Source organism: Micromonospora sp. NPDC047740 (assembly GCF_043204735.1).
In the GTDB taxonomy this organism is placed as follows: domain Bacteria; phylum Actinomycetota; class Actinomycetes; order Mycobacteriales; family Micromonosporaceae; genus Micromonospora.
Genome location: NZ_JBIDCT010000019.1, coordinates 19,575 through 33,173, shown reverse-complemented (window position 1 = coordinate 33,173; position 13,599 = coordinate 19,575). Strand labels below are relative to the sequence as shown.

Annotated in this window: 9 protein-coding genes and 1 pseudogene; 2 read left to right on the top strand and 8 right to left on the bottom strand. The window is 69.3% G+C overall.

Annotation, left to right across the window (positions count from 1 at the left end; all coding sequences use genetic code 11):
• Window positions 1-235: 235 nt before the first annotated feature.
• Both ACGF4F_RS29235 and ACGF4F_RS29230 read right to left on the bottom strand, forming a co-directional pair.
• Window positions 236-1,243 carry an RNA polymerase subunit sigma-70 gene (locus ACGF4F_RS29235; protein ID WP_357446717.1) on the bottom strand — a complete coding sequence of 336 codons (1,008 nt, stop codon included), beginning with the start codon at window positions 1,241-1,243 and terminating at the stop codon, window positions 236-238.
• A 311-nt stretch (window positions 1,244-1,554) separates the two neighbouring features.
• A pseudogene (locus ACGF4F_RS29230) lies at window positions 1,555-1,677 on the bottom strand (transposase); the annotation flags it as partial.
• Window positions 1,678-2,167: 490 nt separating this feature from the next.
• On the opposite strand from ACGF4F_RS29230, the gene ACGF4F_RS29225 reads away from it, so the two are divergent.
• Entirely contained in the window at window positions 2,168-2,551 is a 384-nt protein-coding gene (locus ACGF4F_RS29225; protein WP_393082186.1) for a hypothetical protein, read from the top strand.
• Between the two features lie 892 nt (window positions 2,552-3,443).
• On the opposite strand, the gene ACGF4F_RS29220 is transcribed toward ACGF4F_RS29225, so the two are convergent.
• From ACGF4F_RS29220 to ACGF4F_RS29195, 6 genes are all read right to left on the bottom strand, one after another.
• Window positions 3,444-3,764: a hypothetical protein gene (locus ACGF4F_RS29220; protein ID WP_357446723.1), complete on the bottom strand. Its 321-nt coding sequence runs from the start codon at window positions 3,762-3,764 to the stop codon at window positions 3,444-3,446.
• Window positions 3,765-4,028: 264 nt separating this feature from the next.
• Complete coding sequence (locus tag ACGF4F_RS29215) at window positions 4,029-7,043, bottom strand: glucosaminidase domain-containing protein (RefSeq protein WP_393082183.1); 3,015 nt, start codon at window positions 7,041-7,043, stop codon at window positions 4,029-4,031.
• Window positions 7,044-7,055: 12 nt separating this feature from the next.
• Window positions 7,056-8,390, bottom strand: coding sequence for a hypothetical protein (locus tag ACGF4F_RS29210; protein ID WP_393082180.1), 1,335 nt, complete (start codon window positions 8,388-8,390; stop codon window positions 7,056-7,058).
• Between the two features lie 17 nt (window positions 8,391-8,407).
• A complete protein-coding gene (locus ACGF4F_RS29205) occupies window positions 8,408-8,887 on the bottom strand; it encodes a hypothetical protein (RefSeq protein WP_357446732.1) in 480 nt (159 codons plus the stop codon).
• Window positions 8,888-8,905: 18 nt separating this feature from the next.
• A complete protein-coding gene (locus tag ACGF4F_RS29200) occupies window positions 8,906-10,189 on the bottom strand; it encodes a hypothetical protein (protein WP_393082177.1) in 1,284 nt (427 codons plus the stop codon).
• Window positions 10,182-12,437: a hypothetical protein gene (locus tag ACGF4F_RS29195; protein WP_393082174.1), complete on the bottom strand. Its 2,256-nt coding sequence runs from the start codon at window positions 12,435-12,437 to the stop codon at window positions 10,182-10,184. The genes ACGF4F_RS29200 and ACGF4F_RS29195 overlap by 8 nt, the downstream gene beginning before the upstream one ends.
• A gap of 233 nt (window positions 12,438-12,670) precedes the next feature.
• Here ACGF4F_RS29195 and ACGF4F_RS29190 point away from each other — a divergent pair, with 233 nt between their 5' ends.
• Window positions 12,671-13,594 carry a BTAD domain-containing putative transcriptional regulator gene (locus ACGF4F_RS29190; protein WP_393082171.1) on the top strand — a complete coding sequence of 308 codons (924 nt, stop codon included), beginning with the start codon at window positions 12,671-12,673 and terminating at the stop codon, window positions 13,592-13,594.
• Window positions 13,595-13,599: the final 5 nt, after the last annotated feature.

Here is a 13,599-nt window from a genome sequence, read left to right as displayed (position 1 = left end):
CTTTCCCGGCCCTTCCTTGCGTTCCGAGTGAGCTGTTGACCGACTTGCTGGAGATGAGGGCGACGGCGTCGTTGATCGTGACGATGTTCTTCCGGCATGAAGATGCCCCGCCGGCAACGCCGGCGGGGCGGTGGTGTTCGCGTTGTCGCGTGGTGTTCAGGCAGTTGGGGTGCTCATTCCGCGGTGACTTCGGTGACAGCGTGCGCTGGACTTGTCGACGATGGGACATGTGTGATCACAGTGTCGGTGGCAGGTCCAGCCATGGTTTGTCGGCGGCGTCGAATCCGGTGAGCTCGGCGATCTTCCCGTCGACGATGTGCAGGACCGCGATGGCGAAGAGCCGGTACTCGGGGTCGTCGGGGTTGCGCAGGTACAGCGCGGCGGCAGGCATGCGGTTGACCGTCGTGGTGATACCGCGCCAGTCGTCGTGGCCGCGCTGGAAGAGCCCACCGGAGAGCCAGCCGTTGACCGCGTCCTTGGCCGTCGTGGTCACGGTGCCCGGATCGGGCAGCATCGCGAAGCGTAGGTCGTCGCGCAGCAGGGACATCAGCCTGTCGAGGTCGTTGCGCTCATGGGCCTCGATGTACGACTTCACCACGCCGCGCTCGTCATTCGACAGCTCGTGGATGGCGGGGCTCCGCCAGTTGAGGCGGCGGTCGGGCAGCTGCTCGCGCATCGTCACACGGGCCCGCTGCAGTGCGCTGGTCACTGATGCGACGGTCAGCTCGAGGGCTTCGGCGGCTGTCGACGCCGGCCAGCCGAGGACGTCGCGCAGGATGAACACCGCCCGCTGCCGCGGCGGCAGGTGCTGGACGGCGACAATGAACGCCAGCTCGATCGTCTCCCGCGCCACCACCGATTCCTGTGGGTCCTCGGGGAGCATCCGGTCGGGGTACGGCTGCAGGTACAGCACCTCGGAGTCGGGGTCCGGCAGCTCGGACGGTACGGGTGTGCGGTCGTCGCGCTTCCTCAGGAAGTCGAGGCAGGCGTTCGTCGCGATTCGGTACAGCCAGGTCCGCAGGGCCGCGTGGCCCTTGAACGACTCCCGCTTGTTCCACGCTCGCAGGAACGTCTCCTGCGTCATGTCCTGGGCGTCCTCGTAGTTCGCGAGCATCCGGTAGCAGTGCACCTGCAGCTCACGCCGGTGGCGCTCGGTCAGGAGCGCGAACCGCGCGGTATCGTCCGCGCGGACCGCCGCGATGAATGTGGCCTCGGCGGCGCCAAGCCGTCTGGCGTCGGTCATGTCGTTAATCCTTCCACCGGTGCGAGAGTGCTAACTGAACTGACGACGTGGCGGAGGATTTCTGATCGGCGAAGCCACGGACACCGGGCCGTTCGCCAGGCCGGATGGGTGGGGTCGATCCAGGGGAGGTGCTCCGGGGTCGGGAACGCCTTCGATGTCGAGGTGGGGCCAGCACGGCTAAGCGTTGCTTTCCGGCGCCTGCTGCTCAAGGGCCATCAGGGTCCGGAACTGGCTGAATCCTTCCGCACTCAGCCGGCTCGCTGCGACCTGATCATGACCAGGGCTGCTCTCTCCGCCAGCGCCAGTATCGGTACCCAACTGCGCAACGTCTCCCGGCTGACACCCAGATCGTCAGCGACCTGCCCGATCGTCACCCCCGGCCGAGACCGGTACAACGCGACCGCGTCAGCCTTGAACTCGGCGGGTAGTGCTTCATCACCAGCTGTGAAGACGGCGGTGGTTGTACCAGTCGACGTATTCCTTGCGCTGTTGTCACGCTTCACACCGCTGACCACCGACGAGGAGATACGCGTTGCTCGGCCGATGCTCGCTGTCGCCCTGAACCTGCTCCGCGAAGGGCCGTCGCTGCCAGAGCCGCGGTTCGGTCCTAGCTTGCAGGAGCGGCTGGCGTACCAGCTCGATCACTGGGATTGCCGTGAGGCAAGGTCCGGATACCGGTAGGTCGCCAGCGCCGAAGGCTGGGCCCTCACGGAAGCCGAAGAGGACGGGTGGGGTCCGCTCACCATCCGCAGTCCAGGCGGCATCGAGTTTCCCTTCCTGCAGTGGAAAACGTTTATGAACGACGTCGTGGCTGCATACCACGCGACCGTCGAGCCCGCCTGGCGGTCGCTGCCCGCTCTCCGAGCCGATGCCTCCACCGGAGAATACAGTAGCCGTGATTCGAGACATGACGGGAGTGCGGGGATGAGCCTCGATATCTCAGTGTGGATACCGGACGACGACGCCTACGCCGGTCGGGAGGTTGTCGTGGATCCGCCGGGCACCAGCACTGGAGTAGGAGCTGAAAGCTTTCGTTATGAGCTGTGGGGCTCCGCAGCCGCACGACATCTCGGCGCGACGTCCCTGCCGCAACTCGCTGACATCACGGTCGAGAACCGTGGGAATCTCCAGGTCCCGCCCGGCCAGCTCGACGCCTTCGAGCAGGAGTGCGTACTCCTGGCAGAGAACGTCGAGCAACTATCCGCCGCGACTGGATACGATGCGGATCGTATTCTCCATTACCTGACCAATATGCGGCACGCTGTGGAGCGCGCCAAGGCGGTACGCCGCGGCATCATCATCTGGTAGCGGCATCAGGGACGGCCGGCTGGGCGGCAGCGCCCACCCCGATTCCGCACATAAAGGAGTCCGCTCATCGGCTACGCGCTCATCGCGGCAGACCAGGGTGGCTGACCTTGGCCGGTGGGTGTTCATCCAAACCGTGCCTGCCGGCCCCATAGTGGCTCGCCGAAAGGTCTGTCCTAGTCCTGAGCGAAAATCGAGTTTATGTATGTGCCACGGCATGCCTTGAGCGCGTTGAGGACGTCCGATATTCGACCTTGGATGCGCGCGTTGGGTATTGGCGTGAAGTCGCTGAGGGATGCCCCAACGGAGGCGAAGTCCGACGGGTCGAAGCAGTACTGGCCGAGGAGACTCCATCCCGCTTGTACCTCGACAACGACACCGTCCGGCGAGGAGGCCCGAAGCCAACCGGTGCACTGGTCGGAGAAATTGTATGGAAGCATCACTGCGCCGCCGGCCGGTGACAACCCTTCTAGAAGGGTCACCCACTGGTCCAACATGGCACCAGGTCCTCGATACAGGCTGCCGAAGCCAAAAGAGGGGCTGTCGGGCTCCGAGAACTCATGGCGGCTGGTGCCTAGCTTGAGAACGTAGCCCCGCCATCGCGCCTCGTCAGGCTCGACCGAGAAGACAATGTGCGGCCCTGGATCGGCGGACATAAGTGCCCTCTCGCTAGAAGCGTGCCTCGATTCCCGCAGCGTGCCGCTTCAAACAGGATCGGTCAAGCCTTTTGTTAGCTAGCGAGCATTCAACACGTCTAAGTGATGTACTGTCATCGGCAGATCCGGATGCGGAGCGGTTCGCCGAAGTGGCGTGCGCCTGTTACTACCGATTGGGGGCTGCGGGCGCAGGACCCGGGGGTAATGGCCCCATGCACTGACTGCGGCACGACCGTCGCCTACCTATCGGGTGTAGGCGTGAAGGCGGCTAGCGGGTGGAGTTGGCCGGTCATGGCGGCGAGGGCGGCGGCGACGGCCTGCAGGTCAGCCTTGATATAGGTGGTGGTGGCGGGTCCGCAGCGGTCGGTGTGGCGGGCGTAGGCGCGGGCCACTCCGTAGCCGAAGTGGCGTTCCACCCAGGTGAGGGTGGTGTGGCGCAGCCAGTGGGTGGAGATGCCCTGGGCGGCGACCCAGGGTAGGCGTTCGCCGATGCGTTTCCAGAGGTGGTCGTAGCGGCGGCTGCCGATCGGCCGGCCAGCCCCATGGCCGCCATGTCGCAATCCGACGAACTGCTGGACGACGAACGCTTCGCCCAGGCGGCTGCGGTGCTCGAGTGGTGATCGGCTCCCCGCAAGCGCCGCGCTCGGCGCTGAGAGTCCCCCGCGTGCTGGGCTGCGTTCACGGCGAGCGGCATTCTCGTCATCGGCGGTGACTTCCGGCCCGCGACGCCCAGCCGTCGCCCACCGCGATGGGGCTCGTGCGACAACCAGCGGCGGCGATGATCGTCCGGTCACGCCCACCTCAGACGCGCTGCGATCGGATGGTCACCGCACTCCCCTCTCCACCTCTTTCTCGATCGTTCGCATCACGCTCGTCAGCACCGATGCGTAGGACGGATCGGTGGCGTAGCCGGCCGCGGCGACTGCCCGGGCGAACGCGTAGGGGTCGCCGACGTGACCAAACGCTGGCGCATACCGCTTGTGGCGCCGGAGGAACGCGCCGTGCGCGGAAAACGCCTCGGCTGGCGAGGGGTATGCGCGGAACCAGTCCTTGACGACGTAGTCGTACCTCCCGTCGGGCCGGGGTGTCACCGAGATGATCTCGGGGAAGACGGCGTTGGGGTGGCGGAGCACCTCTTTCGTACGAAGGAGTTGTCGGGTCGATTCCGGATCGCTCGCCTTGGCCTTGATGCCGAAGAAGTTGTTCCGCGGTGCGTGTCTTCCCCACCCGGACTCGAGGGCGGCCTGGCCGAGCGTGACCAACCACGGGACGCCCGTCTCGTCCTGGCTGCGTTTGGCGTGCGGCAGGTGCTCCCGTACGAAGGTCGCGACGTGTGACCCGCCCGCCGGAGCCGGCGCCGGTGTTCCGTTCAGTCCCGGTACCGGGCCGGCGAAGAGGGTGCTGGGGTGCAGCGCACCCTCCCAGCTGAGATCGACGTGAATGTGGTCGGTGTGCTTGTTCTGGCCGGGGTACGGTCGCCAGCCCTCGGCTCGCCGTCCCCAGTACCAGATCCTCCCGTTCCAGATGATCACCGCGACCTGTAGTTCGACGGCGTTGGCGACGAGCCATGCCACGTAGGCGTCGGCCTGCGCCCGTTGGCCTGGATCGCCGGCCCGGGCGTAGAGGTCGGCCGATCTGCCTTCGCCGTGCAGGGAGGGTTTACCGGACGCCATCAGCCGACAGTTGAAGGTGCCGGCCTTGCGCCCCGTCAGCTGTCGCCACTGGTCGGCGATCGCGCGCGCACCGAGCTGTTCCCCCTTGGCACACTTGCTGAACTTGCCCAGTGTGACCCGGCCGGCGGCACGCTCGGGGGTCCTGGTGGTGTTCGTCGCGGGAGTTGGTGACGTCGGCGGGCTCGGGGTCGGCGTGGGCCGGGTTGGCCTGGCTCGCCCTGTCCGGTAGGCGTCGATTTCGGCGAGCGCCCGTCGGTCCGCGTCCTTGCTCAGGTACGTCCACCGGGTCCAACGTCCCCGCACGTCGATGTGGGCGAAGGATCCGCCTATGCCGACCCCGATTCGGTCACCGCAGGCGTCGATCGCTGCCTTGGCGATCTCCATGCCGGTCATGTCGGCGATGCTGATGTCTGCGGCCTGGCCGCTGCAGTGCCGGCTGTGGGTGGGTGTCTTGCCGCGTCCGCGGTACACCTCGACGTTGTGCGCCCAGGAGCGGTATCCGGAGGTGATGCGTATCGGCTTGCCGACGCGGTCGCGGATGGCCTGCAGGCAGCGGACGAGTTCCGCCGAGATTCTGGCCTTGTCCGCGGTTCGCCCGCCGCTGCTGACGAGTTCGCCGACGGTGAAGTTCGCCGAGAGCCGCTGCGCCCGTACGGCAGGGCCGGTGTCATACAGTGGCAGACTGGTGCCGTTCGGGTCCCAGTGCTCCTCGTCGGGCCCGGTGGGACCGGACACGGTTGTGAGTACCAGGCCGGACGGGAACGCCTCGTGCTGGCCCGGCCGGAACTCGCCGGCGACTTCCCGGTCCCGTTGCCACTCTTCCGTCTCGACCTCGCCGGACTCCTCGTCCGAGGGCATGACGTCGGCCGTCGGGCCCTCGTCGGCGCCGCCGTAGCGTTCCTCGAAGAGGAGTTCGTCCTGTTCACTCTCGACGTCTTCGAAGCGCCACCCCGTCGAGCCGAAGTACTCTTCGTCCTCTGCTTCGTTCTGGGTGCGGGGAGCGGATGTGTCCGGCAGTCGCGCGGCGGGGTCGGCGAGCAGGCGCCAGCCGTACCGCTGTGGGATGTCGTTGTGCCCGACGCGGGTGCGCTCCACCCGGAACGTGTCCGGCGCCGATCCACGGATCGCGCGGTGCACCTGTTCGCTGTGCGCGGCGGTGCCTTCGCCTGCGCGGTAGATGACGCGCAACGACCCGGAGCCGCGTGCGATGCGCCGCCGGGCCCACTCGATCAGTGGCGCGGGATTGGTGTAAAGCGCATCGAAGGTGACGACCTCATCCGGGTCGGTGTGCTTCAGGATCGCCATCAGCGGGGCGCCACCGCCGGAGTGTGCCGTCAGGATGAGGCGTCCCGTCGTCACGCTGGCACCGGTCTCCGCCGTGAAGCGGGCGAGAGCGTCGTTGATGAGGGCCTGGATCGCGCCCGGCTTCGTCAGTGCGCGGAAGGAGTAGCCCATGCCGGAGCGCCCGCCGAAGTAGTGGCCGCGCGGCAGCACCATGACGGTAGGCGACGTCCGTCCTGGTGAGCCCGAACCAGCGGGGTCCTGGAAGTCGAGGCCGCTGATCGGTTCCTTGTCGCGAACCAGGTTCATCGCGCGGCCTCGGCTCGAGTACCCGTGCAGGTGGACCACCACGTCGACGGTCGACGGCTCGGTCATCGCGTTCCACTTCACGATCAGGTCGGGCGGTTTGCCGACGTGCGCGGCGAGCATCGGGTGCCGCTCCACCACGAGGCGTCCGGGGAGCACCTGGACCGTGAGGGTCGACTCCTCGGCCGGGGTGTCCTCGGTGAGGGGACCAGTCTGCTCAGCCGCGATGTCCGCCAACTCCGGCTCGGGGCCGTAGTCGGCCAACTCCGGCTCGGGGCCGTAGTCGGCCAACTCCGGCTCGGGGCCGTAGTCGGCCAACTCCGGCTCGGGGCGGTAGTCCACCGGCTCGGGCGTGAGGTCGGCCAGGTCCGGCTCCAGAGCGTGATCCTCCGATTCGAGTTCGGAGACCGGCTCCACCGTCGGGCTGTGGCCGGCCGACTCCGGCTCCGCGGACGCGTACTCCTCCCGCTCGTCAATGCGCGCGAACACGTCGTTTCGCAGCGGCCACCGGCCGGCCTGCTCGCCCTCTGGGGGCTGCACGAGGGGGGCGAACACCGTCGATTCCGCCGCCGTGTCCATCTCCGCCTCCGATCACGGCCGGTGCGCGGCGCTCGCGCCGTTCGCGTTTGGGCCAAGCGGTGCTGGGACCGCCGGATTGAACCGTGGCGTGGAGGAGGTGGGCGTCGGGAGCCGGGTCGGCTGTGCCTGGGGCGCCCCACCTGCGGAACGACTCGTCGTGACCGCCGAGTCCTTGATCCGGTCCCCCGTGGCCGACTGCCACAGGTCGATGATCCGGTTCATCGTCGCCCGGATGGGCGGGTTCGGCGTGCCGAACGAGCGGTAGAGCAGTTCGGCGTTCGCTGGGGCGCTGAACTGGTCGAGCTCGATGAACCACAGCACCGGCGACAGCAGGTCGGCCAGCTCGAACAGTTCACGGGCGTGCCGCGGCGGCACGATGCCGACTCGGGTGCCGATCGCCGCCAACCGGTCGGCGGGATTGCCGCCGGTGCCCCCGGCGCCGGCACTCAGGTCTTCCACCACCGCCGTGTCGAACTCGACCGTCAGGTGGAACCAGCTCAGCATCGCGCCGTAGGCGAACTCCTCGCGCGCCAGGAGCCCGCCGCGCCGCCGCAGACGCAGCAGCTCGCCGATCGTCTGGCAGAGGTAGCCGACGTAGTTCGGGTCCGTGGGATTGGCCCCGACCTGGTTGCGATCGTTCTCGATGCCGACCCACACCTGGCGCAGCAGGTCGGTCCACAACTCGATGAAGCGCAGGTTGGCGCCCGGTCCGGTGTCCTGCTTCCAGGGCTGTCCCTGGATCGGGCCACGCGGCGGGTGCGGCAGGTCGCAGCCGAACATCCGCCAGTACGCGTTGCGCCGGTTCACCTCGGCGTCCGGCCGGAGCTGGCTGGTGAGCCCGCCGACGTGGAACAGCGGCGGGTCACGGAAGAAGAGTTCCTCGGTGGCCCGCACCCAGGCCACGGTCGCTACGGAGGGAGTCGGCAAGGTCTCGCCGACCACGTACCGCCGAACGACCTCCGCCATGATCTGGAGGATGCCGGTGCTCTCGACCAGGTACGGGTAGATCATGTGTTCCCAGGGCAGCGGTCCAAGGTCGACCCCGAGCGCCGGAGGCCCCGCGAAGGCGGGCTGGGTGGTTGCGGGCGACGTCGGCCGCACACCCGATCGCAGACCGACGTCACGGAGATTGTCGGGCAGCTTGAGACGGTCGATGACGGCCGGGTCCCCGAGGGCCTTGGGCGTCGCGGATGCCTGGGGCCAGGACGCGACGCCGCCGCCGGCCCAGATCTCCTCCAGCCAGCGGCTGAGCTGTATCGGATGAATCGCGAACGTGGTGGCCGGGTCCGGGGCCAGCCCGCCCTTCAGGGTCGGATCACTGATCAACTGGGCCAACGTGCGGAACATGTCGATGACCTTTCGCTTTACTTGATGGGCCCGGCGCCCGCAGCGGGCACGCGACGGACGAGGGCGAAGGCGAGCGGCCGGTGCCCTTCGTCGTCGAACTGGATGGTGCGGACCTCCCCCGGCTTGAGCAGCTGGGGTGGCTGACCCGTCAGCGCGGACGCCGCCACCGCTCGTTGCTTGCCGTCGGCCAGGAACAGGGTGATGTGCTCGGTACCGAACGGCAGCCCGTCGACGAAGACCAGCCGCGGTGTGTCGTCGGGATGCAGCTCCACCTGCCGCAACGCCAGGTCCGTCTCACCCCGGCGGCCCATGTTGCCGAGGGCGTTGCGCAGCGCCCGGAAGCGCAGCTCGATGCCGGCCTGCCCGATGCCCATGCCCCCCAGCGGTGCGCGCTCCCGGTCCGACACCAGCGCGGCGAGCGCTTCGGCCTGCCGCTCCTCGATCTTGGCGATCTTCGTGAGAATCTCCGCCAGTTGGTTGTTCTGATTGGTGGTCATGGTCGTCCCCCCCTGTTTTTATGCGGCTGGCGCCTGCTCGCTGCCAATCCGGCGTAGCCAGTTCTCCACGTCGGTGCCGGGTGTGCCGGCGGTGACGCCGCGCAGGACGATCCAGCCGAGAACCCGCATCGGCTCGATCCGCTGCAGGTAGCGCGAGGTGTAGAGCGACGGGCCGGCGCGCTGCGCCAGCCGTTCCAGCTCGGCGGGCGCCACCCGCCGCGGATCGAGAACCGTCGCGAGCGGCACGCCGCCGAAGGCACGCATCGCCGTCCGGGTGCAGGCGTCCACCAGCGCGGGCAGGCGGGGCAGGGTGGCGGCGGCGACCGCGGCGGCGTCGTGCGGTGCCCGCTCCAGCGGGTGGCGCGCCAACCACGCCGCTCCCAGACCGTCCCACGGGCCGGGCCCGAACCACGACCGGCACAGCGCGACGTTGAAGAGCACGCGCAGCCAGGCAAACGGATGCGGATCGCCGAACGGCATCCGGAACACCGCGCGGGTCTCACCGTCGACGACCGTGGCGAGCGAGGGTACGGGTGCGTAGCCGAGCAGCGCGAACGCGTACACGTCGGCCGCCACCTCGCCGGCCCAGCCCCGCCAGGTCTCGGCAGCCAGCGCGGAGAACGGCGCGAGTGTGTCGTGCAGGGCTGCACCGAGCTCGGCCGTCCAGCCGGTCAGGTGAGCGACCTGATGGCCGGTCTCGTGCATGAGGGACGTCGGTCGCCACAGGTTGTGGCGGGTGATCTTGACAGCTGCCACGGGTGAGAGGGAGGCGTCCCACAGCCGGGCACCGGCCCGCAGGATCGACGCACCGATCCCCTTGTCCAGATAGGTCAGCACGGGCGGGACGTCGATACCGACCGGGCGGAGGCCCCGCTCCATGCTGTCGACGGCGAGCGCGTCGAGCCCGCGCAGGATCCCGGCGATCCGCGGGTTGGTGCGGGTGTTCACGGCGTCGCCGAAGAAGTCGATGACCGTCTCCGCCCGGAGGTAGTCACGCCGCAGCCGCAGCAGGGCAGCCCGCACCCGGTCGAGGTCGGCGGGGTCGGTGGCGGCGGCGAGACTGGCTACCAACTGGTCGGCCTGGGCGGTGACACGCGCCGCGACCGCCCGCAGGCTGCCCCGCACCCCGAGCCCGAGGTACGACTCCAGCGCCCCCCACGCGGCGGGGGCGGCGACGGTGTCGAGCTCGGCGAGTGCGGCGGCCGCGCGCCGCCAGTGTCGCAACTCCACAGCGAGCGTGGCGCGATCCTCGGCGGTGGCCGGACCCACCTGCGGGTCCACCACCAGGGCACCGTCAGCCACGACCCTGCCTCCCGGGCTGCACGCCGACCTGCGCTGGCGGAAGGTCCGCGGCCAGGGTCTGCCGGGAGAGCCCAGTGACCGTGAGGGTGATCGTCACGCCGTCGGCCGGGTCGCTCACCGCCGACGCCAACTGCGCGGCGTTCTTGTTCAGGAAGTTCGACAGCCCGGCGGTGAGCGCGGCGACCACCCGGTCAGCCGCGACGCGGGCTTGGCCCGGATCGGCGATCAGCGACCGCTTGAGCAGCCGGGCGGCCAGCACGGCGGGCAGTGCCCGGCGGTACTGACCCTGCAGGGCGAGCAGGACCGACGGCAGGTCACGCTGTCCGGCCGAGGCCGCCCCGGCCAGCCGGGTGAGGATCTGCTGTGCCTGCCGCTCGGACAGGCGTAGCAGGACGCGCAGCTGCCCGGAGGCGTCGAGGCGGACGAGCATCCGCCGGTACCGCCGCGACCGGGGCGGCAACCCGGGCACCCTGACCCGGAAGAATCGGTCGCCCGCCTGCGGTCGCGGCCGGCCCGCCTCCGTTCCGCCCGCCGATCGCGCCCGGCCGAGCGCCGGCTCGCCGACCAGCAGTCCGGCGATCTGGGGGGTGAGGTACTCGTACTCGCCGCTGTCCGGCGACCGCGCGCCGGCGGCCTCGTCCTGGGTGAAATGGCCGAGATGAGTGCCCGGTAGCGCCTCGTAGAGATGTACCTCGGCCTGCACTGGCCAGCGCTCGACGCCCCGGTCGAGCAGGTGGGTCTCCAGGGTGCCGCCGTCCGACCACGGCACGCAGCGGGCGAGCTGGCGACTGACCGGCACCAGGAAGGTTCGGGTGTACCGCCGGAACCGGAAGCGGGGTCGCGCCGCCCTCGGCATCAGCACCCACACGCCGCCTTCGCCCGCGGTCTCCCGCTCGGGCAGGTCCGCACGCAGCAGCCGGTCGGGCAGGTACGCTGCAGCCGCCTCGGCGAACGCCTGCTGCAGCGCGCCGTCGAGCTGAAGCTGGTCCTCGAAGGCGGCGGGGGGCAGTTCGAGCAACCGCAGGACGGTGCCCTCGACAGTCGACGCGAGGGCCTCACCGGCCAGCGCCTGCTCCTGGTCGGGCGCGACCTCGAAGCCCAGCATCCGCAGCCCCACATCGACGATCGGCTGCGAGATCGCCCGCGCCGCGTCTGCACCGATGATCCCTTTGATCAGGTCGGCGACTCGGTCGGCGATAAAGCGGACGACCTTGTCCCGCCCGATGATGGAGATGCCAAGTTTGATCAGCGGCTGGACCGCCAGCACCGCGGGGATGAACTGTTCGATCTCGGCGGACGGTCGAGTGCCAGCCGGCAGGTCGGTGAGCTGCCGCGCCAGGCGCGTCCGGGCCTCGTCGAGGTCAGCGAGCCGATCCCTGCCCCCGCCGTCGGGCCCGGTCTCCCACTCGGCCGTCTCGACCATCTCGTCGAACGTGTCCGGTGCGAGCAGCAGGCTGGTGAGCTGCAGGTCCAACTCCTCGGACAGCCCGCTGACCAGGTCGGCGCCGGACGCCGCTTCGCGCTCCCCCAGCCCCAGCTTCCCGGCGAGCGCCTTCGCGATCGATTGGACCGACGGCGGCAGCTTGTTCAGGGCGGCCCCGAGCACCCGCTGCAACAGCGGCCGGACCAGAGCCTTCAGCTTGTCGAGCAGCGGCCCGATCGGCAGGATCCGCCCGACGGCGGCGACACCCTTCTTCGCCAGGTTGACCGCACCCTTGACCACCTGTTTCGCCTTCTGCAGCAGGCCGCCGAGGAACTGGTCGAACCCCTCCGACCCGAGCGATGCCGCCTCGCCAGCCGAGGCGAGGAAGGACTCCAAGTCGCCACCGCTCATCGCGTGAACGTCGGTGCTGCGCACGCTCTCCGCGAGACCGCCGATGGCCCGCTCGGAGGCCTCCGCCAATGGCTCGAGCCACTCCTGCAACGCAGTCCACGACTCCGCCTCCGGCGGCGCGGCGGACCACGCCGCCTGTTGCGCCACGTGCCGTGCCGCCGCCTCGTCGACGAGCTGCTCCAGCGCCTCGGCGAAGTCCTCGTCCCGCAACGTCTCCAGCAGCTCCGCCGCCGTCTCCTCCGTGCGGTCGCGCAACTCGCCGGTCAACCCGGCGCCGAAGGGCGACTCCAGCAAACCCACGTCCGCCGACGCCGCCGCCGGGTGGGCCGCAGCGACCGTATGGACGCCCGCGAAAGGCGAGTAGTGCCCGACCGCATCGGCGGTCCCGGCGTACGTTCCGCCCAGCACGCTCATTCCGGCCCCCCCTGACTCTCAGCAACGGGGACGAGCGTGCCCGGCCGGCGTATGCCGGAGCGTCAACGCCGCGTATCCGTCGGCGTTCGGGTGCCCGGCGGGCACTGGGCAAAGGCCACCAATCAGCACTGATGGGCGAGCGGTCCGTCGTGCTCGTTACATTTCCTTGCTCCCGACACGAACGCCGGACGAGCATGTTTCGTAGGTTCGGGCACCTGTTGAGGAGGCCCTCAATGCCGGTGATCCACCGCAAAAAACCCGCCACGGAATCTCGTTCCTCGGCCTGCGTGTCACTGCTCGGCGGCTTCGACCTGCGGGTTGGGGGCGCCCCCGTCGCCCTGCCGATACAGGCCTGCCGGGTGCTCGCATACCTCGCGCTGGACTGCACGAATCGACCGAACAGCGCGCGCAATCAAGTGGCCGAGCGGCTCTGGTCCGATGTGTCGGCCGACCGTGCGTACGCGAGCCTTCGCACTGCACTGTGGCGGATCCGCCAGTGCCACCCCCAGTTGATCCAGGTCGAGCGCGACCGGTTGCGCCTGCACGACCTGGTAGACGTGGACGTCAACCACAGCCGCGGCCAGGCGCTGCGGCTGCTGTCCGACGATCCTGACCTGCGGCCGGCCGACGCCCAGGTTGCCGCCCTGATCGCGGAGCTACTGCCGGACTGGGACGAACACTGGCTGGTCATGGAACGGGAACGGCTCCGCCAGCTTCAGCTGCGCGCCCTGGAGGCGCTCGCACGCCGCCTGTGCACGCTTCGCCGATACCCGGAGGCGATCGACGTCGCTTTCCTGGTGATCGCCGCCGAGCCGCTGCGCGAGTCCGCGCACCAAGCGTTGATCGACGTCTACCTTGCCGAAGGCAACGCCGCACAGGCTCACCGGCAGTTCGACCGGTACGCGACGATGTTGCACGCCGAACTCGGCCTTACGCCGACCGAGTCGTTGATCGCCCGGGTCGGCGGGCGGCCCTCCGGCGACCCGCGACCGGGCTATCTCCCGCACCGGCGGCCGGCGATACCACTGCCTCCTCGGGCGTCCACAACTCCCGCCTTTGAATGGGGCGCTAGTCCTCCCGATCGGGTTGCGAGGCGCGCGACCCTTTTCGTGCCTGAGAGTCCCCATGGCTTCGTGTCCCGGACGGAACATCTTTGACATCC

Coding starts and splice junctions, on each gene's coding strand:
- ACGF4F_RS29235 (WP_357446717.1), bottom strand. CDS start 1,243: ATGACCGACGCCAGACGGCTTGGCGCCGCCGAGGCCACATTCATCGCG.
- ACGF4F_RS29225 (WP_393082186.1), top strand. CDS start 2,168: ATGAGCCTCGATATCTCAGTGTGGATACCGGACGACGACGCCTACGCC.
- ACGF4F_RS29215 (WP_393082183.1), bottom strand. CDS start 7,043: ATGGACACGGCGGCGGAATCGACGGTGTTCGCCCCCCTCGTGCAGCCC.
- ACGF4F_RS29210 (WP_393082180.1), bottom strand. CDS start 8,390: ATGTTCCGCACGTTGGCCCAGTTGATCAGTGATCCGACCCTGAAGGGC.
- ACGF4F_RS29205 (WP_357446732.1), bottom strand. CDS start 8,887: ATGACCACCAATCAGAACAACCAACTGGCGGAGATTCTCACGAAGATC.
- ACGF4F_RS29195 (WP_393082174.1), bottom strand. CDS start 12,437: ATGAGCGTGCTGGGCGGAACGTACGCCGGGACCGCCGATGCGGTCGGG.
- ACGF4F_RS29190 (WP_393082171.1), top strand. CDS start 12,671: ATGCCGGTGATCCACCGCAAAAAACCCGCCACGGAATCTCGTTCCTCG.